Here is a 24,262-nt window from a genome sequence, read left to right on the forward strand (position 1 = left end):
GATCCCCCGTTGCCGGGTGTGATGCTCACAATTTTCCATTCGGAGAACGACGTACGATTTCATCCATTTTTAATGGTTTCGCAAAAATACGGAAATAGCATGTTGGTGTCATTCCGGCGTATGCCGGAATCCAGTCATTTCAATTTGTTCTGGATGCCGGATCAAGTCCGGCATGACGAGTCTGGAACTTTTTTCGATACTGTCATTTTTAACTGCCAATAAAAAAAAGGACCCGCCATGAAAAACACGGATTACGCAAAGGCCCTTACCATCGACGATAAAAGCTACACCTTTTTCGATTTCAATCAATACGCCGCCGACGCCGACGCACCCATCGACAAGCTGCCCTACTCCATCCGCATCTTGGTGGAAAACCTGCTGCGCAAGCTCGACGGACGCGTGGTCAAGGAAAACGACCTTTCCAACATTGTCCATTGGAAAAAGAGCTACGACGCTCCAGTGGAGATCCCCTATCACCCGGCCCGGGTGTTGATGCAGGACTTTACCGGCGTGCCGGCGGTGGTGGACCTGGCCGCCATGCGCGATGCGGTCAAGGCCCTGGGCAAGGATCCCGCCAAGGTCAACCCCCTGGTTCCCACGGAACTGGTGGTGGACCATTCCATCCAGGTGGACAATTTCGGCACCGACGATTCCCTGGAAAAGAACGTAGCCAAGGAATACGAGCGCAACGGGGAACGCTACGAACTGCTCAAATGGGCCCAGAAAAGCTTTTCCAATTTCAAGGTGGTGCCCCCCAATTCAGGCATCTGCCACCAGGTAAACCTGGAAAACCTCGGCCGTGTGGTGATCAGCGACGAGACGGACGACAAGGCCATCGCCTTTCCCGATACGGTGGTGGGCACCGACTCCCACACCCCCATGATCAACGGCATCGGCGTCATGGGCTGGGGGGTCGGCGGCATCGAGGCCGAAGCGGTGATGCTGGGCCAGCCCTACTACATGTCCATTCCCGAGGTAGTCGGCGTGCGCCTCACCGGGAAACTGAAGCCCGGCGTCACGGCCACGGACCTGGTGCTCACCATCACCGAAATGCTGCGCAAGGTCAATGTGGTCGAAAAGTTCGTGGAGTATTTCGGAGCGGGCATGAAAAGCCTTTCCGTCACCGACCGGGCTACTATCGCCAACATGACCCCGGAATACGGGGCCACCCTGGGCTTTTTTCCCATCGACGAAAAGACCCTGGACTATCTAAAGCTGACCGGTAGAACCGAACGCGCCCGTCTGGTGGAGGCCTGGGCCAAAACAACGGGCATGTTTTACACCGGCGATGCGGATCCCGAATTTACCCAGGTGGTGGAACTGGACCTGGCCACCGTGAAACCGTCCTTGGCAGGCCCCGCACGCCCCCAGGATCGTATCGCCCTGCCCGATCTGAAAAAGACCTTCGCGGATATTCTGGGCTGCGAATACGACCGCGACGCCGAGGTGAAACAGCTATCGGAATTTCACGACGAATCCGGCAGCAAGACCGTGCGTGCACTGCGCTGCCGTCCGGTGGCCCAGCGCCGCTTCGATCTGGAGATCAACGACCGGCCGGTAATCATCGGAGACGGGAACATCGTCATTGCCGCAATCACCTCCTGCACCAACACCTCCAACCCCCATGTGCTCATGGGCGCCGGCCTGATCGCCAAAAACGCCGTGGCCCGCGGGTTAAAGGTGCCGCCGTTCGTCAAGACCTCGCTGGCGCCGGGCTCCAAGGTCGTCGAGGACTACCTCCAGTCGGCTGGCCTGGTGCCCTATTTCGACGCCCTGGGCTTCCATCTGGCCGCCTTTGGCTGCACGACCTGCATCGGCAACAGCGGTCCGCTGCATCCGGCCATCGAAAAGATCATCGTGGAAAACGATCTGAACGTGGCGGCGGTACTCTCGGGCAACCGTAATTTCGAGGCCCGCATTCACCAGAACATCAAGTCCAATTTCCTTGCTTCTCCCATGCTGGTGGTCCTTTTCGCCCTGGCCGGACGGGTGGACATCGACCTGACCATCGAGCCGGTGGGCCTCGATCCCAACGGCCAGCCGGTGTACCTGGATGACCTGTGGCCATCTTCGGATCAAATCGGGGCACTGGTCGATGCCCACGTCAAAGCGGAATTTTATCAAAAGGAATACGCGCGGATTTTCGACGGCGACCGCTTCTGGGGGGCCCTGGACGTTCCCGAAAGCACCACCTTTGCCTGGAACGAGGACTCGACCTACATCAAAAACCCACCCTATTTCGAAGGATTTTCCCTGCAGACGGAACCTGCGGGTGATATCGCCGACGCCCGTACCTTCCTGCTGCTCGGCGACACGGTCACCACCGATCACATCTCGCCGGCTGGCGCCATCCCAGAAGACTATCCGGCCGGTCGCTACCTGATCGAAAACGGGGTGACCAAAGAACAGTTCAATTCCTACGGTTCGCGCCGCGGCAACCACGAGGTCATGATGCGCGGCACCTTCGGCAACATCCGCATCATGAATCAATTGGTAGCACCCAAACAGGGCAGCTACACCCTGAAATTCCCAGAGAAAAAGGAAATGTTCAACTACGATGCCGCCATGGCCTACAAGCAGGAAAACACCCCCCTGATCGTTCTGGGCGGCAAGGAGTACGGCACCGGTTCTTCACGGGACTGGGCGGCCAAGGGCTCCAACCTGCTGGGCATCAAAGCGGTCATCGCCCAATCCTACGAACGCATCCATCGGAACAATCTGGTGGGTATGGGTGTTTTGCCACTGGTGTTCGAAGAAGGTCAGAGCGCCCAAAGCCTTGGGCTGGACGGTTCGGAATCCTACACCATTTCGGGCATCGATGGCATGGCGCCTCGTACACGGCTTTCGGTCAAGGCCGTCAAGGAGGACGGCCAGGAGATCGAATTCAAGGTCACCTCGCGCCTGGATACGGAAGTGGATGTGGAATATTTCGAAAACGGGGGGATTCTACCCTGCGTAATCCGCAAAATGATGGCGGTGTGAAAGGTTACAGCAGGCCGGCTTTTTTCTTGACCATCAGCAGTCCCGGACTCAGGTTCAGGTGCATGAGGCTGGATCGATAGCCCATGTCGAGAAAAACCTTTTCCAGACCATCGAAGAGCACCGGTTGGTCGGGCCATTTGAAGGATTTCTCCTGCCGGCGCAGTTCCTGCCACTGCATTTTGGCCCGGGGATCAGCTTCAAACACCGTCTCCATGGCCCGGTCGCAAAGAAACATGGCGCACACCACCGGCCGCACGGCCCAGATGCATCCATCTTCGGTTAGATAGACGCAGCGGTGTCCGTTGTTGGCCTGCTGCAAAACCGCCTCCATGCGGTCCAGTTGTCCGGGGGTGGCGTGCAGCGCGTTGACCACGGCATCGGCAAAAAAGGTGATGATGCCGTCTTTGGAGCAACAGGCGCTGGTCCGACTCTGGTAGCAAAGACGGGTGCAGACGTCGCTGAAATGGCGTTGCAGAAAATCGTCTACCGCCTGCCTGAAACGGTCATAAGGGCCGATTTCATTTTTCAACGCGCTGCGCTCGGACGCATCCATGCGCGCCAATCCCTGGCGGACGATACGTAGTGTTTCGAGTTGTTCCTGCTGGTAATCGTTCATATTTCACCAACCAAACCAACTAACCGCTTTTATCTCTGCCTACTCAGCGCCTCTACTGTGAATAAAGATACCGATTCTCTGGCACGAATTCACGGATTTGTATACCATAGATCGACCCCGCAAAAAAGAAGTCCGCCGAGGTCTATTTTTTCTTGACCCTGTTCCCCATATTTCGGATAAATGTGAATCCAATTCGACACGATCCTTTACCGATTCGATGACTGCGAGAAACGGAACTGGACGCGATGGAAAAGGAGGAGCCGAGCTTTTCCATTGGAAGCCAGAACCGTTGCCGACCGTAGATGCTGCCTCAACCATACAGGAACTTAGCGCCATGCCAGACGACAACGGCCCCACCGGTCATCCCATGAATGAAATCGCCCGACGGTTCACGGCCGCTGACCAGTCTGGCCGGAGTCGGCCGGAACCGGAACCCAGCGATCCCCCCGCGCCCGTTTCGTCCAATGATGATGCGGCCATGCAGGCCCATTATCCGCCGACCATTCCTGGAGCCCTGCCGCCCTTGTCCCTGATGCCGGATCAAATCGAAGCGCCGGCTTTCTTCGTGGACCGAGACCTTTCCGTCCGTTGGATGGCCGCTAACGGCAAGGACCGTTTTTCCAGTGCCCTGGCCCGAACCTTGGCGCCTTCCGCCGACGATAATATCTTCAATCTGTTGCTCCAACCTGAAATCAAGGAATCCCTTTCGGACTGGCAGGCTTTTTTTTCGTTTGTCTACACCAGCTTGCGTCGCTCCACCGCCCGGGAAACGTTCGACCGACAAACGGATTTTATCGCCAGAGAAGATCGGCCCGGTGCTGACGGCGGCCGGGTTTTGGAATCGCACGTCCATCGGTTTCAAGTGGACAGCACGCTTGTAGGGGAAAAAAACAGGCAGCGGCAATCGGCCCTTCGCGCTTTCTGCCTGCAATTCACCGAAGGCACCCTTTTTCTATTGCGCGGCGATCCATGGTCCAGGTCCGAACCCGAAGACAAAACGACCGACAGGCCTGACGTTTTCATCGAGCCTGCCGACCGCAAGGAGACCATCTGTGTCCTGTCGGCAAGGCTGAACGACTCTCACCGCATCGCCGACACCATGCTTGCCGACGTGTTCTTCAAAATGATGAACCAGGTCTGGGAGGCAACCGACGATGCGGTGGCCGATCTTGGAGGCGTTCGGGTCGGATGCAACGGCGCCCAGATCAGGTACCTGTTCAAGTGTCATGCCGGCAGAAATCCCATATTCAGCGCCATCAGCTGTGCCACCCGTATGAATGAACGGATGCGGCGGCTGCAGGAAAAAATAGCGGCCCGAATGGGATGGGCCGAGGAACTGTGCATGAATATGGGCATCTGTCACGGCGAAACCGACACACAGGTATCGGGCACGGACGACTGCATGGAATTCATGATTCCCGGCGGGGCCTTGGATCAGTCCTCCCATCTGTCGGCTCTCGCCGGCAAGGGAGAGATCTGGATTACGAAACACGCCGTCGTCCAACTGCCCAAGAAACTGGTGGATCGGGTGGTGCTGGGCATCGACCGTCAGGGGGAATTTTTGCGCAACTTTTTTACGCGAATCGCTGACCTGCCGCCCCGGCAGGTTCCCGATCGGACAGCAACGGAAATGGGAACTCTGGCCGTCGCCCGTATCCTCAACATCCAGACCCCGGCACCGCTGGAGACCAAAAAGGATTAGCCATGTCGGAAAACAGCCCACTTGTTCGGGTGCATGTCAATATTGAACTTTCTGCAGCAGCGCTTCAGGCCGTTGTCGCCAACACCAAAAAAAAGGCCGGCACGGACGATAAGGGCCACTACCGGTTGGATACGGCCGATGCGCTTTCGGAACTGATTTCCCGGTTTCTTCAGGAAAAAGACTTCGATGCTTTTTCTAAGGATGAAAACAATTATTAGTAAAATCGTGAAGTTCGTTTTCGGGACGGCTTCGTAAATTATTACGGCAGCGGGACCGAAGCCTTGTAAAGCGTCACTTCGCCGTTAAGGGCATAGTCCGAAAGGCCGGCGGGGACCAGCAGGCTGTCGCCCCTGGCCACGGTCATTTCCTCGGTTAAACCTTCGCAGCAGATCGTCCCCTCCCCGGATGTGCACAGGAGCAACTCCACACTTCTCTTTTTTGAAGAAACATAAGGCCGTTCAGGCGTGGCCTGGATTCGGCCGAGTGCGAACTCCTCGGCCGGGCAGGGATAGACCGTTTCGCCGGGTCGCAGCGGATTCGCCTGGATAATGTCCACCGGCGTGGGTGTGAAACGGACCACCCGCATCAGTTCTTCCACATCCACATGCTTGGGTGTCAAACCGCCGCGCAGTACGTTGTCCGAATTGGCCATCAGTTCGATCCCCACCCCATCCAGATAGGCGTGCAGCTGACCGGCAGGCAGATACATGGTCTGGCCTGGTTCCAGGCGGATAAGATTCAGCAGGACCGTCGATAGGATTCCTATATCCCCGGGATAAGCGCCGGCCAGTTTGATCATCCATTCGTAAACCGGCGAAGAGTTCTTCAAAAGCCCTGCTTTTTCGGTAATTTCCCTGCAGGCGGATTCCTTTTGATCCTCCGATAGTTTCATCATGGTTTCGAACAGATTCCGCAGCCCCTGGTTTCCCGGTTTCAAAAGCTCCGGCAGGGCTTTTTCGAGCACCTTTGGACAGACCGGTGTCATCAGCCGGTGGATCTCTTCCGTTGCGCGAAACCCGTTCAGCCCGAAGAAGGAAGTCAGGGCGCAGATAATTTCCGGTTTGTGATTGCTGTCCCGATAATTGCGGTCCGGTGCGTCCAATGGAATTCCCATCCGGTTTTCCCGTTCAAACCCTTCCTGGGCCTGGGATCTGCTGGGATGGGCCTGAATGGAAAGCGGTTGGGCCGCTGCCAGAACTTTGAACAGGTAGGGCAAGGCGCTGTCGAATTTCTCTACAGTTGATTTTCCTAATATTTCAAATGGATGTCTCTCGATCAGGCGTTGGAGCGGCAACCGTGCGCCGTGGTACAGGACCGTGGACGGCCCCTTGGGGTGCGTACCCATCCACAATTCCGCTTGGGGATGTTCAGACGGAACGGATTGCCCGGTCAGCTCCGCGATGGCGGTCCGCGATCCCCAGGCGTAAGGCTGGATCACGTTTTCAAGGCGGTAAATTTGCACGATTGTTTTCTCCAAAAGCATCGAACTATGGTTTGCCATCCTCCGGCACGTTGGTATATAGGATTCTCAATAAAATTCAGCTTAATTCTTGACAGTCTCGTAAAAAGTCGAAATTTTCATCTTTTCGTCATTCCGGCGCAAGCCGGAATCCAGCAATTTCAGTTGGTTCTGGATGCCGGATCAAGTCCGGCATGACGAATCTGGTACTTTTTACGGGTTCATCAATTCTTATTACCATGAACCTTACGGTAAACGAAATCTTTTACAGTATCCAGGGAGAATCGGTTCACGCCGGGCTTCCTTGCGTTTTCGTGCGTCTGACCGGATGCAACCTGCGCTGCCGCTATTGTGATACCCGTTATGCATTTAATGAGGGAAGCACAATGGCAGTCGGGCAGATTTTAGATCGGGTTGCATCGTTTGGCTGCAGTCTGGTGGAAATCACCGGTGGGGAACCGCTGCTGCAGAAGGGCACCCCTGAACTGGCAACCGCCCTTCTGGCACAAGGTCACGAAGTCCTCGTGGAAACCAATGGTTCTTTGAACATTGATCGGGTGGACCGCCGCTGCAGCCGTATTATGGACATCAAATGCCCTTCCAGCGGCGAGGCGTCCAAAAACGATGCGGACAACCTCGCGCGTCTTACCGCCAATGACCAGATCAAATTCGTCATCGGCGATGAGGATGATTTTCGGTTTGCCCTTCAAACCCTGGACCGGATGCCCGATGTCCTGCCGCGTGACCGCATTCTCTTTTCCAACGTTGCCGAACAGTTGCCGCCGGATCTGCTGGCTCGCTGGATGCTGGATGCGCACATCCGTGCCCGGATGCAGATTCAATTACATACAGTCATCTGGCCCAATCGAGATTGCGGCGTTTGAGAATGAGTTCCTTAGAGGCCCGATATCGGCGTTACGCTTCATCCCTCGTCACTGCGGAGTACGTTCAGGTACGCCTCGCTCCTCGGGATGGAACATAAAGGTTCGCCGTACGGATGATGACCGATTTGCTGTTCGCTTGCTCACGCTCGCTTTCGCGGCCCGCAAGCCTTGATCTCGGGCCTCTAAGAAACTCATTAAGCATAACTTCATTTAATTGAAGCAATTTATTTGTTATTGCAGGAGATATCAATGAACGAAATAAAAAAGGCCGTCGTATTGTCCAGCGGCGGGTTGGATTCCACCACGGTGCTGGCCATGGCCGCTGACCAGGGATTTGAGATCTACAGTCTCAGTTTTGCCTATGGCCAGCGGCACGATTTCGAATTGCAGGCGGCCGAAAAAGTGGCCGTTGCCATGGGGATCAAGCGTCACCTGATCGCCCGCGTGGATCTTGGATCCGTGGGCGGATCGGCGCTGACCGCCGATATTGCGGTTCCAAAATCCCGTAGCGAATCGACCATGTCCGCCGAAATACCTGTCACCTATGTACCGGCCCGCAACACGATTTTTCTATCCTATGCCCTGGCCTGGGCCGAGGTGCTGGGCGCATGGGACATCTTCATCGGCGTGAACGCGGTGGATTACAGCGGTTACCCTGACTGCCGGCCGGAATACATTCAGGCCTTCGAAACCATGGCCAATCTGGCCACCAAGGCGGCCGTGGAGGGCCAAGGCCACATGACAATCCATACCCCACTGATCCAAATGACCAAAGCCCAGATCATTCAGGCGGGAACGGCCTTGGGTGTGGATTACGGCATCACCCACAGTTGCTACGACCCCGCTCCTGACGGACGGGCCTGCGGGTGCTGCGATGCGTGCATCCTGCGTAAAAACGGATTCGCGGCAGCTGGCATTACAGACCCCACACCCTATGCCGGTTGATAATCAAGGCGACAACCTAACATCTTTGTTAAAGCCATATGTTGATATGCCCCAAGCCCGTCATGCCGGGCTTGATCCGGTATCCAGAACATATTGAAATGACTGGATTCCGGCATCCGCCGGAATGACGCCAACTCTCGATTTCAGACTTTGTACGAGTTCATCAACGTTGCGAACGCGAAAGGAGAAACTCAAATGGAATTTGCCGTGGTTCTTGTGTTGGCGGTTGCGCTGCTGGCGGGACTGATCCAGGCTGAAAAAACAAACTCCCCTAAAAAGATCCTGACCTTCAAAACGCCCCTGTCGCTGTTATTCATCGTTGCCTGGACCCTTCAGCCGTCCCAAAACCCTTTTTTCTCCGGCCTGATTCTGGCAGCCCTGGTGTTTTGCCTGGGAGGCGACGTTCTTTTGGGGATGGGGTCTGACAAGGCTTTTCTCGGCGGTCTGGTCAGTTTCTTGCTGGGCCATGTGATGTATACAGCAGCCTTTTTTACGGCCGCTCGGGTCGGCACGATCATGGCCGTGGCCATGATCGTGCTCCTTTTTGCGGCTGCCTTAGTCTGGCGCTGGCTGGGCCCCCATCTGGAAGAGATGAAGGTGCCTGTGCTGGCCTACATGGTCGTTATCAGCATTATGGTGTGCGCCGCGGCAGGACTGGCCGCCAATGCAGCCCTGCCGGGGACCGCGCGAGCTGTCATCCTGCTCGGAGCCGTCCTGTTTTACATCTCGGACCTTTTCGTGGCCCGCCAGCGCTTTCTGGTGGATGCCATCGTTAACCGGCAAATCGGCCTGCCCCTTTATTATTCCGCCCAGTTCCTGCTGGCATTTTCAGCGGGTTGGGTGCCATGAACGTTCACCAATCCACCGGCAGCCTCACGATTTGCTCGGCCTTGTTGCGGAACAGTACGTAACGATTCTCGCGACCGAACCGGAACAGATCCCGGGTGATGGCCACATCCGACCGGCAGTATTCAAGAATTTTGGCCATCTTGCCCTCTTTCCACCAGCGCAACGCGTCCAGGCCGTCGGCCGTTTTGCCGGCATCCAGTGTCTCCGAGGCCAGGTGGTCCAGCGAAAGGCGATAGCCCAGCCGTTCCTTGACTTTTTCCAGCAGGTCCAGGGTGGGAATGCACCCGAAATCCATATCGGTGTAGGCGGAAAGCACCCGATAGTCGAATCGCTTGATGTTGAACCCGATCACCAGATCCAGTTCCCGAAGCTTTTCAAACAATGCCGGGACCTGTCCCTCGACATATTCAAAGAAGGCATCTTCTTTCGAGTCATAGAGCACGGCACAGCTTACCTTCATTTGCGCGGCCCGGTGCCATCCGCCCACCTCCTTGGCGGACCGCTGGGTCTCGATGTCCAGCACGCCGTAACGAACCGCTGCACCATGGGCTTTTTTTTCGTCCGGAGAAATCTTCGCCTTTCCAGGCTCTCCATCTTCTTTTTCAGCAATCGAAAAAAAAGCCGGACTTTTCGGCGCCTGGCTATCCTTTAAGGCGTTCAATAAAAACAAAGCGGCATTTTTGTCGATGGGACGATTCCCGGAGCCGCATTTCGGCGAATGCACGCAGCTAGGGCAGCCGTTTTCACAGGGACAGTCGACAATGGCACCCCGGGTGACGTCCAGCAATTCCCGGCCCTGTTTGAAGGCCTGGATGCACAGCCCGGCACCTCCGGGCAATCCATCGTAGATAAAAATCCCGGCAGCCTCCAGTTGAGGATGGTAGTTGGTTGAAATGCCCCCTAAATCGTTGCGGTCCGCCATCACCAAAAGGGGGAAAACGCCAATGGCCGCGTGTTCCACGGCGTGAAGTCCCCCCATGACATGGATCCAGGCCGTTTCCGCCTGTCCGATAATTGCAGCGGGCACGCTAAACCAGAGCCCCTGGGTTTCGAAGGTCATGGGCGGCAGATCCAGAGGGCAGCGTTCGAGCACTTTACCGTTGCGGGTATCGATGCGGTCGTAACCGCTGACCTGTTCGGTGACCCGCAGCCTGCCGATGGCCATGGTGGTGGCGTAGACCGGCTTTTGCTCGAAAATTTCCAAAATTCGGGTATCCTTCGCGGATCGCACCCGGGTGTGGTAGAAAACCCGTGCGGCAGCGACACGGACCTTTCGCGTTTCCGGCTCCAGGGAGTTTACCCGAAAGGTTTGTCCGCGATGCAGGTAGATGGCGCCCGGATGGGCCTCCCGGTAGACCCGGAAACCGTCGATCTCTCCCAGCACCCGTTCGTCCGATTCATCGACGATGACGAAACGGGAGCCGGAACCCCGCAGGTCCACATGACGATGGGGGCTTTTAAGCGGCGAGTAGCAGGTCGTGCCGTCGGCGCTCAGATAAAGCCGGCCGTCGGTGACCAAACGGTCGATGCCTGCTCTGAACGCCTCGGGTTTCAGCATGGGATCGTCGGTTTTCAGGGCGAGTTCCGCCGCCGCACACACCAGGTGCCGATCCATCACATCCGCATTGGCGGCGTTAACCACGGCGGCTTCCGCCGGCCGCTCTACCAGTTGCTCCGGATGCCGGATGAAAAACTGGTCCAGAGCATCCTCCCCGGCCACCAGAACCACCGCCGACTCCCGCCCGCTGCGCCCCACCCGTCCGCCGCGCTGCCAGGTGGCCACAATGGATCCCGGATAGCCCACCAGAAGGCACAGATCCAGGCTGCCGATATCGATGCCCAGTTCCAGCGCGCTGGTGCTGATCACCGCCAGCAGTTCACCGGAGGCCAGTCTGGCTTCGATCTCCCGCCTTTCCTCGGGCAGAAATCCGGCACGATAGGCGCTGATACGGTCGGCAAAGGCGCCGGAACGGTTTTTGGCCCAGATGGCCAAAAGCTCCGTCAGTTTGCGGGACTGGGTGTAAACGATAGTCCGCAGATTCCGGCTCAGGGCCGCCTTGAGCAGCATCAGGGTGGCAGTCAGGGGCCCGTCCACCGGATCGATCACCAGTAGATGGCGCTTTCCCGTTCCTGCGGTACTTTCCTCGACGGTTTCCACGGTCAATCCGGTCAGTTGAAAAGCCAGTTCCTCGGGATTGGCCACGGTGGCCGACGTGAACACGAAGGTGGGTGCCGCGCCATAGTGACGGCACAGTCGCATGAGGCGGCGGAACACCTGGGCCATGTGCGAGCCGAGGATGCCCCGGTAAGTATGCACCTCGTCAACGACCACGAAACGCAGCCGGGCCAGCAGATCGGCCCAGCGGTCATGATGGGGGCAGATAGAAAGGTGGATCATCTCCGGATTGGTCAAAAGGATGTGGGGTGGATTGTCGCGGATTTTCTTGCGCCGGTAGGCCGAGGTATCTCCGTCGTAAATCTCGGACCGCAGCTCTATCGGTGTGAGGTGGGAAGCGATTTGCCCGATGGTTTTGCGCTGATCCTGGGCCAATGCCTTCAACGGGTAAATGAAAAGGGCGCGAGCTTCCGGATCCTGAAAAACGGATTCGATTACCGGCAGGCAATAGGTCAGGGTTTTGCCGGAAGCCGTGGCGGTGGCGGCCACGACATGTTTCCCCTGACGGATCGCGTCCATGCTTTGAACCTGATGGCGGTATAAACGGTCGATTCCAAGGTTCGCCAGCACGGCTTGAATGGGTTCGGGCCAGAGCTTGGCGGGGGTGGCGTACACCGGTTCGATGGGTGCGAACTCGCGATGGTAGGCCACCTGGCCTTCAAAGGGTTTGGCGGCTTTCAGGGCCAGGATGTATTCCTCGATGGGATGGCTGTGGGTCATGATTTCTTTCGCGTAAGCATTCACAGGATACCGCATCTGCTTTGTTCCCGGGCACTGATATGGTTGACAGTTGTCAAGAGAAAAAATAACTCCCTGCCAACTGTTTTTCAGCGGTCCTTGTCAGTGCTATGTTCCAGGGCACTCAAAGGAGCGGAACCAGAGTTGCGACGGTTGATCACTCTGATATTCGCGGATTGGATACCGCATGACATAGCTTCGTCGTGGAGCTGCCTCGGTCTTGATTCGGGAGTTCGGCCAAACGACCTATCCAATAGTGCCCTCGAGGGTTCTCCTGACCGTGGTTGCGCCCCTGTAACTGCCCTGGAACGTTGTTGGATTTGTTTGTTAAATGATCTCCGTTAGATTGTTGCCAGTTGTTCTTTGATTATCTGTTTGGGTTAGTTGTTTGCCGGTACTTCAATTTCATTTGCGATTGCCCACATGAATCCGCATAGTTCCCGTGCAATGGCCGTTACGACAACTTGTTTCGCTTTTCCTTTGTTCCATAGTCGACGGTAGCGAGAGCAAAGCCGGAGTTGCGCCTTCCACGAAATATCACAGACGGATTCTGGCAGGCCTTCTTGTCGTTTGAGCAATGCCCGGCTGACCCGGGCCGGCAGCCGATATGCCCAGGCTGCCTCGGTCAGGACACGGCGGACATGTCCATTTCCAGCTTTGGTAATCGGACCGCGCTTTGTTTTTGGACCACTGGAGTGCTCCGACGGCACCAGACCCAGATAGCTCATCAGTTCGCTTGGTGTTTGGAACCGTTTCAGGTCGCCGATCTCGGCAACGGTCGTGGCCGCCACAATTGTTGAGACACCGCGCATGCTCTGAAGTGCCTGAACAATTGGGTACAGCTGCCATTCGGGCAGTAGCTGTTGGATTTGTTCGGTCAATCGTTGTGCGCGTTCTTTGCATTGATTCACGGTGCCGATATACTCTTGCAGGACGACCTGTTGGGACTGATGAGGCATCTTGATGTCAGACAGCCAGCGCATATGGGCTATGCTCCACGGCGATCCACCCGTATAGCGGATCCCACTGCGAAGGAGGAAAGATAGCAGACGATGTTTACTTCTTTTCTCGTCATTTTTTACATCTTCCCTGGCTCGGGTCAAATCCCTGATGGCTTCGTCTTCGGCACGGGGAACGTAGACAGCGGTAAGGTTGCCGGAACGATGCAGACGGGCCAGCATCAGAGCATCGCGACGATCATTTTTGATTTGGTTTCCACTGGGCTTGGGAATCCTGGATGGTGCGACCACATCACAATCGAATCCCTGATCGGAAAGATGGCGATAGATCTGATAGCCACAAGGACCGGCTTCGTACACAAAGTGTAGTCGGTTGCCCGTGCTGACCAGTTTGCGAACGACCTTGTCCAAGGTGGAAAGAGTGCCATCGATTTTGCCATAATGACGCACTTGTCCTTTACGGCCTTCGTCAGCAATTGCGATATCAATGGAATTTTTATGGACGTCCATACCGATAAATGTGTTATGCTTTGTCATGACCTGCCTCCTTGATTTTGGCTCTGTGTTGGGGTTTATCAGACGACATCCAACATAACCCACGTTTGCAAGGATGGCAGGTTTTTTTATCCGGGATTGCTGCGGAGTCCAGCGAAAATCATCATGGCCGAGAATGGGCCCCTAAAAATGCTCGTCGGAGGTCATGATGGATTTTCGCGGGTTGCTCTCATAGATTCACCGTGTTGCTCGGTCTAAACTGTCAACCATTATGTCTTGAAGGTTGACCACCAAACCGTCTGCATGCCCGGCGCCTTACATCTGCGGCACCCTGTAAACGCTTACTGATCAGGCAGTTGCGGTACATTGGGCATTTCAACCCCATGAACGGGTACGCTTTCGTGGTGCGCCACCCGATGCTTTTATGTTCAGTATGTCTTGAAAAACTGAAAAAATACGCTATAGTAACGTTGTTCGAGCAAGGCAGATCGCCAAATAACGAGCGGCAACCCTCACCCCAAAAGGCCCTGCTGCCCTGGACGGGAAGGGCCACTATCGCATGACACCATCTCCCAATTCAAGAGGAAGGCATTAGCGTTGGACGATCCTTTTTTATCCGGCCCGGGTAACGTTTGCCCGAACGGGATGCAAGTTCGCTTCGCTTGCTTTGCATGTAAGCCAAACCGACTGATCGGTTTTCATCCCTGCCCATGCACCGGCCATACAGGAGCAGGCGGATGATGGTAAGCCAATTATTGATTCTTTTGGTCCTGCTTTTGCTGTCGGGGTTCTTCTCATCGGCGGAGACGGCCCTGTTTTCCATCAGCCAGACCCGCGCAAGGCATCTGGCCAAGGAAAAAGACCGGGCCTACCAGTTGATCAAGCGCATGAAGGACGACCCTCATAAACTGCTGACCACCATTTTGATCGGAAACAACGTGGTCAACGTGGCCGCTTCGGCGATCGCCACCGCCCTGACCATCAATGTTTTCGCCAACTACGCCGTGGGACTGGCCACCGGTGGCATGACGTTCCTGATCCTGGTTTTCGGTGAGGTCATTCCCAAATCATTCGCCACCCGCAACAACATCCTTATTGCCAGGCTGACGATTTTTCCCATCTACTGGATGTCGCTGCTGTTCTACCCGATCATCCTGTTTCTCAATTTCATCCCCCGCATTACCGGCAAGATGAGCAAGACCCCCTCGGCTACTGAAGAGGAACTGATCACCTTTGTGGAGGTGGTCGAGGAACAGGGCGTCATCAAGGAAGAAGAGCGGGAAATGATTCACAATGTCTTCGAGCTCGACGACACCAGCGCCTCGGAAATCATGACCCCGCGTGCCGACATGTTCGTGGTGGACGCCAACGAACCCCTGGATTTCAAAGCCATTGCCGAATCCGGTTTCACCCGCATTCCGGTGATTGAAGACGACAGCGACCATGTGATCGGCATCCTGAATATCAAGGACATCTTCATGCACCAGGCCACCTCGGACGCTCCGGTCGATGTCCGGGCCATCATGCGCCCGCCCTATTTCGTGCCGGAAAACAAGAAACTGGACCGCATGCTGCATCAGTTCAAGGCCCGCAAAAACCACATGGCCATTATCGTGGACGAATATGGCGGCGTGTCCGGGCTGATCACTCTGGAAGACGCCATAGAGGAACTGGTCGGCGAAATCCGGGACGAAACCGACAAGGAAGAGCCGCACATCGTCCGCAGAAAACCCAAAGAGTGGGTGGTTCTGGGCAAATCCGACATCGAGGAGGTCAATCGGAAAATCGGCATGCCCATTCCCGAGTCCAAGGAGTACGACACCTTTTCCGGATTCATCCTCGACACCATCGGCAGAATCCCCGAGGAGGACGAGGCCTTCACCATTGCCGGCTACAAGGTCGTGGTCCTGGAAATGGACGGCAACCGCATCAAACGCTATCTGGTGCAGGCCCTGGCGCCCCAGGCCGACGGATAGATGAATCCGCGGGCGGCCGATCCGACTCCCCACCCTGCCAGGGACTTCCGCACCGCCTTGCAGTTCTATCTGATCGACTGTACCACCCTGCCCGGCAAACTCATCGACATCCTCATCATCGGCCTGAACCTGGCCGTTTGCGCCATCCTCGTGGTGGAAACGTATCCCGTCTCCGCCGAATTGAGGACGTTCATGTGGCGGGCGGAGATTCTCATCGTCGCCGTTTTCATTCTCGAGTACATGGCCCGGTTATACGGCGCCAGGAACCGCTGGAAACAGGTGCGCGACATATACTCCATCATCGATCTGGTTGCCATCCTGCCGACCTTGATCCTGGTTCTATATTCCGCCGGGGGCATCGAGGCTGACCTTGGAGCACTCGGCGTGGTCAGGGGCCTGCGGATTTTTAGAATCCTGCGCTTTTTCCGGTTTACCGCCGACCCCGATTTCTTTTTCGGGCGCATTACCCATCAACTGCTGCGGGTGCTGCGACTTTTTCTGACCATTGTCATCATTTTCTTCGTTTCGTCCATCCTCTTTTACGAAGTGGAACACCCGGTCAATGCCGGCGTGGGCACCTTCACCGATGCCTTTTACTTTACCGTCGTGGCCCTGACAACGGTCGGTTTCGGGGACATCACACCCCTGTCCGAAGGCGGCAAATGGGTGACCATTTTGATGATCCTGTCCGGCATCGTTTTGATCCCCTGGCAGGTCAGCCGCATCGTCAAGGAGTGGATCCACATCGCCCGCAAACGCGACATCGTCTGTTCCCACTGCGGACTGCGCTATCATGACGAAGATGCCTCGCACTGCAAATCCTGCGGCCACATCATTTATCAGGAGTACGATGGGACCTAAGCAATTGTTACGATATGGTTTTTTCCTGCTGATGGCGGCAGCGGTCCCTGTTGCCGTTTGCGGATCGGACAAGCCCGACATGATCCTGGAGCGTTTTTCGAAAATGGATCCGGGCGGTGCGGTGACGGGCTGGACGCCCATGACTTTCGACAAAATCGAAGCCCACACCCGCTACACCTTGGTCAACGATGGCGGCAGAACTGTCCTGCGGGCCGACAGCCAGGCTTCGGCATCCGGCCTGGTAAGGAAGTTGGATGCGGATCCCGGGGCCTATCCGCTGCTGTCCTGGGAATGGAAGGTAAACCGTGTGATTGCCAAAGGGGATGTGACTCAAAAATCGGGCGATGACTACCCTGCCCGAATATACGTCACCTTTGCCGAGAACCCGGAAGATCTGAGTTTTTTCCAGCGGACCCGCCTGGCCGCTGTCCGGATGGTGTACGGCAAAACGCCGCCTTCGGCAGCCCTGGCTTACGTATGGGGCAACCGGGCCCCGGTGGAAACCATCCATCCGAACCCTTACACGGATCGCGTTCAAATGATCGTTGTGGAGAGCGGCCCGGTGCATTTGAATCAGTGGCGAATGCACCGCAGAAACATCGTCGAGGATTTCAGGCGCGCCTTCGGCAAAAATCCGCCCCGCCTATCCGGTGTTGCCGTGATGACCGACACGGACAACACCGGCGAATCGGCGACCGCCTGGTACGGAGATGTGGTTTTTTCCCGGAAGATGGAAGAGTGAGGATCGACTTCCGACTTCCTTCCTCCGGTTTTATTTCACCCGCTCCACATACTGTCCGGTGCGCGTATCGATGCGGATTTTTTCGCCCTCGTTGACAAAAGGCGGCACCTGAACCACATGACCGGTTTCCAGGGTGGCAGGCTTGGTGGAGCCGGCGGCCGTATCCCCTTTGGCCCAGGGTTCGGCCTCGGTGATGGTCAGTTCCACAAAATTGGGCAGGGAGACGTCCAGGGCCTTTTTCTCGAACATGAGCACGTTACAGACGGTGTTTTCCTTGAGAAAGGCTTTGGCTTCGCCGACCTGTTCTTCGGAAAGAAAATCCTGCTCGTAGTTGGACGAATTCATAAAACAGTAAGCGTTGCCGTCGAAGTAGAGATATTCCATCTCCACCTCTTCCAGATTGGCTTCATTGAATTTCTCGCCGGAACGATAGGTCTTGTCGAACTGCGCACCGGTGATCATGTTCTTGAGCCGGCACTTGTATAGCGCCTGCCCTTTGCCGGGTTTCACGAATTCGAACTGAACGACCACATATGGATCGCCGTCGATTTCAATTTTCAGCCCTTTACGTAAATCACTGCTTTCGTACATATCTTTTGTCCTCCTTCATAAATCTCTTTAAATTAACCTTTATCACCTGCCCGGCAGGTTTCAGCAATGAGTTTTTCCACCCGTTGGGGGTCTTTTTTAAAGCGTATGGGTCGCCCCGTGTCGTCGACCGCATTGGTGCAGGTACAGCTGTCCACACCGAAAGGGCCGACCTGAAGAACCCCTGCGGCGACGTTTTCCGGGGAAATGCCCCCGGCCAGAATCACCGGGATGCGAGACCAAGTCACCAGTTTGGCTGCAACATCCCAATCGCAGGTCAACCCGGTGATGCCCACGAAACCGTTGACAGGCTGCTCGGTGTCGCCGGAGCCCGTCGTCCCGCTGAGCACCGTGTCAGTCAAAAAAAGGTCGCTCATGGGTTCCAACCGCGCGGCCAGCACCAACACCGCCTGGTCGTCGGCCATCCCCGGCCGTCCGATGGGAATGGAGCGCATGATACGGATGTCGGGAAATCGACGCCTGACCGCCTCCTGCAATGCCAGCGCTTCTTCGATGCTTCGCTCCCGGCCGGAATTCAGGTGGTCGCAAAAGTGCACGATATGCGGCCTGTATTCGTCCAGGGTTTCCAGTACCGCGTCCGTATCATTGTACAGGGGGATCAGGCTGCTGACGGCCCCCATTTTGCGGACCGTTGCAACGGTTTCTTGAAGAACCGGATCGTGCCGGTCCTTTTGCGAGGGTACCACGCTGCCGATATGATCGACCCCCAAAGCGATCATCTTGCGGGCCTCTTCGGGGGTCTGTATTTCATAGATCTGTACAATGGGGTGCGTCATTATCTTCAACATTCCTGAACGGTTAAAGGCACCGACCCTGAAGTTCCGGTGGCCGTCTCTACCACATTCGCCGCCTTTGTGCAAACCGGCTCACAATCCCGGGTACACACGGTGAGCGACCTCTTTAGCCAGGTCGGGAGCCAATTCGTCCAGAACCGGCTGAAGCATTTTATAATAGGTCCGGATGCGGTCTACGTAAATCATCGCTTCGCTGCCGCGCGCGTACCGGTACTCTAAAGTGCTGTAATATTTCTTCTGTTGCAGCAGCGGCAGCACCGACCGGACACCGTGCCAGGTGTCATCCGCTTTGCCCAGCCTTTTGGCCAGTAAACGGGCATCTTCCAGATGGCCAAAACCGATATTGTAGGCCGCCAGGGCCATCAAGGTGCGGTCCGGTTCGAGCACGTCCGAGCCCACCTGACGCCGCAATCGCGCCAGGTAGCGGGTTCCGGCAAAAATGGAAGCCTTTACGTCCAGGCGGTTTTCAATGCCTAAAGAGGCAGCGGTTTCGCGTGTCAGCATCATGATTCCCCGAACGCCGGTGTAACTTTTGGCCTTGGGATTCCAGTGCGACTCCTGGTAAGCCATGGCTGCCACCAGCCTCCAGTCCAGTTTGTACTTTTTAGCGGCGGCTTCGAAATACTGACGATATTTGGGAAGCCGCACCTTAATCCGCCGTCGGTACCGGGCCAGATCGACGTAATCGAAAGATTCCAGATGGCTGTAATAATGGTCGACAAGTCCCCGGATCTTTTTGCGGGTCTCTTCCTTGGCGAACCAGGTGTGCATGGACTGGCTCAGATGGCGGTTGCGCGGATCCGTTGCCCAGTTCAGGGATTGGGGCGTTCCCAAGGTCAACAGGATTTTCAACTCGGGGTAATAATAGCGGTTCATGGACAAGATATTGGAATCGACAAGTGTCAACGGCAAAGCACGATTGTACACCATCTGAAGCAGATCTTCGGTATTGTAAGCGGTAAGAATCTGCCACCGAATGCCCGGATAGTTCTCGCGCATGGATTTCAAAATCTCGATACGGGCGCTGCTGCCGGTCATCCACAGGGTATAGTCTTCGAGTTCTTTTTCGCTTTTGATCTCCGGGCCGGCACGGTGTCCCACCACCTGCTGTTCCACATCCAAATAGCCCGGTCCCAATTCAAGTAGACGGGCCGACTGGCGGCCGAAGGGAAAGCCGGCGGCAATCACATCGCCCTGCCCGTCTTTCAGGGCGGCGATCATCCCGGCCTCATCTTCGATGACCTTTACGCGCAGGCTTACCCCCAGGTAATCGGCAAAGTCTCTGGCCAGTTCGTATTCGAATCCGGCGGGACCGTGGGGGCCGATGTAATAGCAGGCGGCATTGTTGCGGGTGATCAACACCAACTCGCCTCTGGATATGAGTCCCTCCAGGTCATTTTGGGTCAGGGGCCCATCGCATCCCCACAGGGTCAACACCCACGACAGGAGCAGCAGGCAAAACCCGATTCGCTTCAGCACATCCATAACCATGTTGGTCGATTCAATCTGCACCCGGATCCGGCAGCAAGCGTCCGGACCGGATTGCATCCTCTTGTTTAATCAGCAACATCGTCCAGTCGATCCGGCATATTCTATAATCGCAGAAGGGGATTTTAGCAACCCGGAGAAGATGCTTCGTCCAGTTGCCTTTTTCCCGGGATAGTGCTATGACCCCCCAAATCGTTCAACCCGTTGAATTATAGCGTATTTGTGATGGTTTAAGTACCAAACGCACCAAATGCGTTCATTTGGAGAATCGCCATGATCGTCATCATCGACTTCGGATCCCAGTTTAACCAGCTCATCGCCCGTCGGGTTCGGGAATGCCGTGTCTATTGCCAGATCGAACCGCCCACCGTCAGCGCCGATCAGATTCGCTCGCTGGCTCCTGAAGGCATTATTCTTTCCGGCGGACCGTCCAGCATTTACGAAACCAACAGTCCCCGGGTGGATGCCGGCATTTTCAAGCTGGGCATTCCGGTACTGGGCATTTGCTACGGCATGCATTTCATGGTGGACAGCCTGGGCGGAAAGGTCAAGCAAGCCGCCAAACGTGAGTACGGCTTTGCCGCCCTGAACGCCAAAAAACAGATTGGGCTTTTCAAAGGCGTCGGCAAGGAAACCGTCACCTGGATGAGCCATGGAGACTCCATCGATACCCTGCCCAAAGGATTTACCGTTACGGCCTCCACCGGCAACACAAAAGTGGCTGCCATGGCCAGCGCCCGCAAAAAATTCTTCGGTGTCCAGTTTCATCCGGAAGTAGAGCATACTGCCGAAGGGCGCAAAATGATCCGTAATTTTCTGTTCGACATCTGCGGATGCAACCCTTCATGGACCATGAAATCCTTCGCCCGGGAAACCATCGACCAGATCCGGGAAACCGTTGGCGACAAAAAGGTGATTCTGGGGCTTTCGGGCGGGGTCGACTCCTCTGTTGCCGCACTGCTGATTCACCGGGCCATCGGCAAAAACCTCACCTGCATCTTTGTCGACAACGGTCTTTTGCGAAAAGACGAAGCCACCCAGTTGAAGCATAAGCTGAAAAGCCGGCTCAACATCAACATTCGTTTCGTCAAGGCCGCTTCCAAATTTGTAAAGGCCCTTTCTAAGGTGACCGACCCGGAGCGCAAGCGAAAAATCATCGGCAAGGTGTTCATGGATGTGTTCGAGGCCGAGGCCAAAAAAATCAAAGATGCCGACTTTCTCGCCCAGGGGACCCTTTATCCCGACATCATCGAATCCCAGTCGGCTTTCGGCGGTCCGACCTCGGTGATCAAGTCCCATCACAATGTGGGCGGGCTGCCGAAAAAAATGAAGCTCAAACTGGTTGAACCCTTAAAGTATCTGTTCAAGGACGAGGTCCGTAAACTTGGAAAAACCTTGGGATTGGACGACGATCTGGTATGGCGCCAGCCGTTTCCCGGACCGGGGCTGGCCATCCGGGTGATCGGGGAGATCACCAAAAAACGTCTGGATGTGCTGCGCGAAGTGGACGCGGTGCTGCTGGAAGAAATCCGGGCAGCCGGCTACTACCGCAAGGTCTGGCAGTCTTTTGCCGTTTTGCTGCCCATCAAAAGCGTGGGAATCATGGGCGACGGCCGCACCTACGAAAACATTGTCGCCATCCGGGCGGTAACCAGCAAAGACGCCATGACCGCGGATTGGGCAAGGTTACCCCACAAGCTGCTGGGCAAGATCTCCAACCGGATTATCAATGAGGTGCGCGGGGTTAACCGGGTGGTCTACGACATCAGTTCCAAACCGCCGAGCACCATTGAATGGGAATAGCCGACCGATGACTACGGAAAACGACGACGCCCGCTTCACCATTCGTGACGAAGAAAATGCGCCGGACTCGCTTTATGTTGCCGATGCGGAAAATCTGCGCATCGAAAAATTGAGCACCCGGATCACTCTGGTTGCCGTACTGATCCCCTGCCTGCTGGTGATCGTATTGGCCATTGCCTATCTGGATATCAAAAACCGGGTGATCAATACCCAGAATACCGGTTCCATGGGGGTCCAGAACCTTTCCAAGGACCTGGAGTCGCGATTTTCGTCCCTTTCCCTCAAGCAGGCCAAAATCGAGGAAGAACTGTCAAAAACATCCCAGACACTGGAAACCGCCACCGCCGCCCTGCAGGTAAATCTTAAAAAGTCCACGGCCGAGATGAAACGCTTGATCGATGCCAAACCGGACCGGTCAGCCCTGGCCGCCGTGGAGAAAAAGACGGACGCGGGCATCGCCGCCCTTCGAAAGGAAGTGTCCGATCTGGACGCTGCGTTGAGCAAGTTCGACGAGGAGTTGTCCGGCCAGATTCAGATCATGGCCGACGGCCTTAGACAAGATCAGGGTCGTCTTGCGGAGATCGAAAGCAAAACCAGCCAGTTAGAAACGGAAAAACTCAACAAGTCTTCGATGGAACTGACCCTGGGCTTGGAACGGCTGGCCCTCCAGGAAATGGTCAAGGAACGGATTCGTGAATTGCAGCAAAAACTGGCTGCCATGGACAAACGCATCGAAGATCTGAATCAACGCCTAAAAAGTCGGCGAACCGAGGTGCCCGCTCCACAACCTGAAACGTCTTCTGCGCCCCAACCGGCTGCACCGCCCTCCCCTACCGAAAAGATCGAGGAACAAACCATAAACTGACGACCCCGCGCATTTGCTTACAGTCCGTTGGAGCGGTTCAGCACAACCCCATAGCCAGCATTTTTTCCCGGATGCGTTGGATGTCCAACGGCAGATCCACCTCCGGCGAATCGTAAGGGGTGACGACCACCCGTATCCGGTGACCGTGTTCCATGGCCCGCAATTGCTCCAGCTTTTCGATCTCTTCCAGCCGTCCGGGTGCCAGGGAGCGAAAGCACTCCAGAAATTCCCGCGTGTAGGCATAGACGCCCAGATGTTTGTAAGTGTCGTACCCTTGAGATGTGTCCCGTCCACGGGGAATGGCGGCCCTGGAAAAATACAGGGCGTCGCCGTGGTTGTCGAAGACGACCTTGACATCCTTGGGGTCGGATATTTCTCTTGGGTCGACGATGGCAAAGGCCAGGGTGCTCATTTTCACCTCAGGCTCCTCGTGAAAAGGACGCACCAGGGCGTCCAGGCAACGTGGGTCCACCATCGGCTGGTCGCCCTGAATATTGACGACTACGTCGGACATGGCTAATTTCAACTGCTCGGCTGCCTCGGCCACACGGTCGGTTCCCGAACGGCATTTCGAGGAGGTCATCAGAACGCTGCCGCCAAATCCTTCCACGGCATCCCGAATCCGCGTGTCATCGGTGGCCACGTGCACTGAATCCACGCAGTCCGCCTGGCTGGCGCGCCGGACCACCCATTGGATCATCGGCTTTCCGCACAGATCCGCCAGCGGTTTGCCTTCGAAGCGGGACGACCCGTAGCGGGACGGAATGATTACCGCGACCTTCAATTCCATCCCCCTATCAGATGCAGGTGCAAATGAAAAATCACCTGGCCGCCGCCTTTTTCCACATTGAACAGCAGCTTGTAACCTGATTCGTTAACGTTCTCTTTTTTGGCCATATCTTTGGCCGTCAGGATCATCTCTGCCAGGATGTCGCTGTCTCCCGGGACAAGGTCGTTGATGCTGCGAATATGTCGTTTGGGAACGATCAAAAGGTGCACCGGCGCATGGGGATGGATATCCCTGAAAACCACCAGCCTTTCATTTTCATAAAGAAATTCAGTGTCCATCCGACCATTGGCGATCTTGCAAAAAAGACAATCTTTTTCCATATCAGGCGTCTCCAGTCCGCTTTTTCATCATCGTTCACGCCAGTCGATGAATGGGTACCGGGGTAAAAAAGAGGGTTGAAAGGTTTCTGTTCCTACCGGTAGCGCCGCTGCCTTGTCAAGCACACAATTTTCTCAAGCTGCGGATTGCCAAACGGCTTTAGCTGTTCTCCGAAAACGGCAAAAATACCTGAAATTCATTATTTAAGTTT

20 protein-coding genes are annotated in these 24,262 nt (G+C 55.8%); 11 read left to right on the top strand and 9 right to left on the bottom strand.

What is annotated here, in order from left to right; genetic code table 11:
* The first annotated feature begins 237 nt into the window (after positions 1-237).
* Positions 238-2,982: an aconitate hydratase AcnA gene (gene acnA, locus GN111_RS05300; RefSeq protein WP_155302756.1), complete on the top strand. Its 2,745-nt coding sequence runs from the start codon at positions 238-240 to the stop codon at positions 2,980-2,982.
* Positions 2,983-2,986: 4 nt separating this feature from the next.
* On the opposite strand, the gene GN111_RS05305 is transcribed toward acnA, so the two are convergent.
* Entirely contained in the window at positions 2,987-3,598 is a 612-nt protein-coding gene (locus GN111_RS05305) for a hypothetical protein (protein WP_155302757.1), read from the bottom strand.
* A 334-nt stretch (positions 3,599-3,932) separates the two neighbouring features.
* Here GN111_RS05305 and GN111_RS05310 point away from each other — a divergent pair, with 334 nt between their 5' ends.
* Entirely contained in the window at positions 3,933-5,300 is a 1,368-nt protein-coding gene (locus tag GN111_RS05310) for an adenylate/guanylate cyclase domain-containing protein (RefSeq protein WP_170302140.1), read from the top strand.
* 2 nt (positions 5,301-5,302) lie between these two features.
* Positions 5,303-5,518, top strand: a complete 216-nt coding sequence (locus GN111_RS05315; protein ID WP_155302759.1) for a hypothetical protein — start codon at positions 5,303-5,305, stop codon at positions 5,516-5,518.
* A gap of 41 nt (positions 5,519-5,559) precedes the next feature.
* Here the strand turns inward: GN111_RS05315 and manA are convergent, their stop codons facing one another.
* Complete coding sequence (gene manA, locus GN111_RS05320; protein ID WP_197740494.1) at positions 5,560-6,762, bottom strand: mannose-6-phosphate isomerase, class I; 1,203 nt, start codon at positions 6,760-6,762, stop codon at positions 5,560-5,562.
* A gap of 191 nt (positions 6,763-6,953) precedes the next feature.
* Here manA and GN111_RS05325 point away from each other — a divergent pair, with 191 nt between their 5' ends.
* The 3 genes from GN111_RS05325 to GN111_RS05335 all read left to right on the top strand — a co-directional run bounded on the left by GN111_RS05325 (position 6,954) and on the right by GN111_RS05335 (position 9,437).
* Positions 6,954-7,643, top strand: a complete 690-nt coding sequence (locus tag GN111_RS05325; protein WP_231715678.1) for a radical SAM protein — start codon at positions 6,954-6,956, stop codon at positions 7,641-7,643.
* Positions 7,644-7,892: 249 nt separating this feature from the next.
* Complete coding sequence (queC, locus tag GN111_RS05330) at positions 7,893-8,588, top strand: 7-cyano-7-deazaguanine synthase QueC (RefSeq protein ID WP_155302760.1); 696 nt, start codon at positions 7,893-7,895, stop codon at positions 8,586-8,588.
* 195 nt (positions 8,589-8,783) lie between these two features.
* Complete coding sequence (locus GN111_RS05335) at positions 8,784-9,437, top strand: lysoplasmalogenase (RefSeq protein ID WP_155302761.1); 654 nt, start codon at positions 8,784-8,786, stop codon at positions 9,435-9,437.
* Between the two features lie 4 nt (positions 9,438-9,441).
* Here GN111_RS05335 and GN111_RS05340 read toward each other — a convergent pair whose 3' ends face one another.
* Both GN111_RS05340 and GN111_RS05345 read right to left on the bottom strand, forming a co-directional pair.
* Positions 9,442-12,357 carry a DEAD/DEAH box helicase gene (locus GN111_RS05340; protein ID WP_231715679.1) on the bottom strand — a complete coding sequence of 972 codons (2,916 nt, stop codon included), beginning with the start codon at positions 12,355-12,357 and terminating at the stop codon, positions 9,442-9,444.
* Positions 12,358-12,731: 374 nt separating this feature from the next.
* Positions 12,732-13,847, bottom strand: a complete 1,116-nt coding sequence (locus GN111_RS05345) for an IS110 family RNA-guided transposase (protein WP_155301902.1) — start codon at positions 13,845-13,847, stop codon at positions 12,732-12,734.
* Positions 13,848-14,542: 695 nt separating this feature from the next.
* Between GN111_RS05345 and GN111_RS05350 the strand changes: the two genes are divergently transcribed.
* Genes GN111_RS05350 through GN111_RS05360 form a run of 3 tightly spaced genes read left to right on the top strand, consistent with a single transcriptional unit; the run spans position 14,543 to position 17,384 of the window.
* Positions 14,543-15,781, top strand: a complete 1,239-nt coding sequence (locus tag GN111_RS05350; protein WP_231715680.1) for a hemolysin family protein — start codon at positions 14,543-14,545, stop codon at positions 15,779-15,781.
* Positions 15,782-16,642, top strand: a complete 861-nt coding sequence (locus tag GN111_RS05355) for an ion transporter (RefSeq protein WP_155302762.1) — start codon at positions 15,782-15,784, stop codon at positions 16,640-16,642.
* Complete coding sequence (locus GN111_RS05360) at positions 16,632-17,384, top strand: DUF3047 domain-containing protein (protein ID WP_197740495.1); 753 nt, start codon at positions 16,632-16,634, stop codon at positions 17,382-17,384. The genes GN111_RS05355 and GN111_RS05360 overlap by 11 nt, the downstream gene beginning before the upstream one ends.
* Positions 17,385-17,414: 30 nt before the next feature.
* On the opposite strand, the gene efp is transcribed toward GN111_RS05360, so the two are convergent.
* The 3 genes from efp to mltF all read right to left on the bottom strand — a co-directional run bounded on the left by efp (position 17,415) and on the right by mltF (position 20,335).
* A complete protein-coding gene (gene efp / locus GN111_RS05365; protein WP_155302763.1) occupies positions 17,415-17,975 on the bottom strand; it encodes an elongation factor P in 561 nt (186 codons plus the stop codon).
* A 32-nt stretch (positions 17,976-18,007) separates the two neighbouring features.
* A complete protein-coding gene (gene trpF / locus GN111_RS05370; RefSeq protein WP_170302141.1) occupies positions 18,008-18,769 on the bottom strand; it encodes a phosphoribosylanthranilate isomerase in 762 nt (253 codons plus the stop codon).
* A gap of 90 nt (positions 18,770-18,859) precedes the next feature.
* On the bottom strand, positions 18,860-20,335 hold the full coding sequence (gene mltF, locus GN111_RS05375) for a membrane-bound lytic murein transglycosylase MltF (protein ID WP_155302765.1): 1,476 nt from the start codon (positions 20,333-20,335) through the stop codon (positions 18,860-18,862).
* Between the two features lie 213 nt (positions 20,336-20,548).
* Here mltF and guaA point away from each other — a divergent pair, with 213 nt between their 5' ends.
* A complete protein-coding gene (gene guaA / locus GN111_RS05380; protein WP_155302766.1) occupies positions 20,549-22,078 on the top strand; it encodes a glutamine-hydrolyzing GMP synthase in 1,530 nt (509 codons plus the stop codon).
* Positions 22,079-22,085: 7 nt separating this feature from the next.
* Complete coding sequence (locus GN111_RS05385; RefSeq protein ID WP_170302142.1) at positions 22,086-22,943, top strand: hypothetical protein; 858 nt, start codon at positions 22,086-22,088, stop codon at positions 22,941-22,943.
* A gap of 37 nt (positions 22,944-22,980) precedes the next feature.
* Here GN111_RS05385 and kdsB read toward each other — a convergent pair whose 3' ends face one another.
* Both kdsB and GN111_RS05395 read right to left on the bottom strand, forming a co-directional pair.
* The gene (gene kdsB, locus GN111_RS05390) at positions 22,981-23,727 is read right to left on the bottom strand and encodes a 3-deoxy-manno-octulosonate cytidylyltransferase (RefSeq protein WP_155302768.1); all 747 of its coding nucleotides are present in this window, start codon (positions 23,725-23,727) and stop codon (positions 22,981-22,983) included.
* The gene (locus tag GN111_RS05395) at positions 23,724-24,053 is read right to left on the bottom strand and encodes a histidine triad nucleotide-binding protein (RefSeq protein WP_155302769.1); all 330 of its coding nucleotides are present in this window, start codon (positions 24,051-24,053) and stop codon (positions 23,724-23,726) included. Before GN111_RS05395 ends, kdsB begins: the two co-directional genes overlap by 4 nt.
* Positions 24,054-24,262 lie beyond the last annotated feature (209 nt).

Origin of the sequence: Desulfosarcina widdelii, assembly GCF_009688965.1 — a bacterium.
GTDB lineage: Bacteria > Desulfobacterota > Desulfobacteria > Desulfobacterales > Desulfosarcinaceae > Desulfosarcina > Desulfosarcina widdelii.

Bases quoted from the DNA above. Each gene is read 5' to 3' on its own strand.
- mltF (WP_155302765.1), bottom strand. From the start codon at position 20,335: ATGCAATCCGGTCCGGACGCTTGCTGCCGGATCCGGGTGCAGATTGAA.
- GN111_RS05345 (WP_155301902.1), bottom strand. From the start codon at position 13,847: ATGACAAAGCATAACACATTTATCGGTATGGACGTCCATAAAAATTCC.
- GN111_RS05305 (WP_155302757.1), bottom strand. From the start codon at position 3,598: ATGAACGATTACCAGCAGGAACAACTCGAAACACTACGTATCGTCCGC.
- GN111_RS05325 (WP_231715678.1), top strand. From the start codon at position 6,954: ATGACGAATCTGGTACTTTTTACGGGTTCATCAATTCTTATTACCATG.
- efp (WP_155302763.1), bottom strand. From the start codon at position 17,975: ATGTACGAAAGCAGTGATTTACGTAAAGGGCTGAAAATTGAAATCGAC.
- GN111_RS05360 (WP_197740495.1), top strand. From the start codon at position 16,632: ATGGGACCTAAGCAATTGTTACGATATGGTTTTTTCCTGCTGATGGCG.
- GN111_RS05350 (WP_231715680.1), top strand. From the start codon at position 14,543: ATGATGGTAAGCCAATTATTGATTCTTTTGGTCCTGCTTTTGCTGTCG.
- GN111_RS05385 (WP_170302142.1), top strand. From the start codon at position 22,086: ATGACTACGGAAAACGACGACGCCCGCTTCACCATTCGTGACGAAGAA.
- acnA (WP_155302756.1), top strand. From the start codon at position 238: ATGAAAAACACGGATTACGCAAAGGCCCTTACCATCGACGATAAAAGC.
- GN111_RS05315 (WP_155302759.1), top strand. From the start codon at position 5,303: ATGTCGGAAAACAGCCCACTTGTTCGGGTGCATGTCAATATTGAACTT.
- GN111_RS05395 (WP_155302769.1), bottom strand. From the start codon at position 24,053: ATGGAAAAAGATTGTCTTTTTTGCAAGATCGCCAATGGTCGGATGGAC.
- guaA (WP_155302766.1), top strand. From the start codon at position 20,549: ATGATCGTCATCATCGACTTCGGATCCCAGTTTAACCAGCTCATCGCC.
- queC (WP_155302760.1), top strand. From the start codon at position 7,893: ATGAACGAAATAAAAAAGGCCGTCGTATTGTCCAGCGGCGGGTTGGAT.
- GN111_RS05355 (WP_155302762.1), top strand. From the start codon at position 15,782: ATGAATCCGCGGGCGGCCGATCCGACTCCCCACCCTGCCAGGGACTTC.
- GN111_RS05310 (WP_170302140.1), top strand. From the start codon at position 3,933: ATGCCAGACGACAACGGCCCCACCGGTCATCCCATGAATGAAATCGCC.
- GN111_RS05335 (WP_155302761.1), top strand. From the start codon at position 8,784: ATGGAATTTGCCGTGGTTCTTGTGTTGGCGGTTGCGCTGCTGGCGGGA.
- trpF (WP_170302141.1), bottom strand. From the start codon at position 18,769: ATGACGCACCCCATTGTACAGATCTATGAAATACAGACCCCCGAAGAG.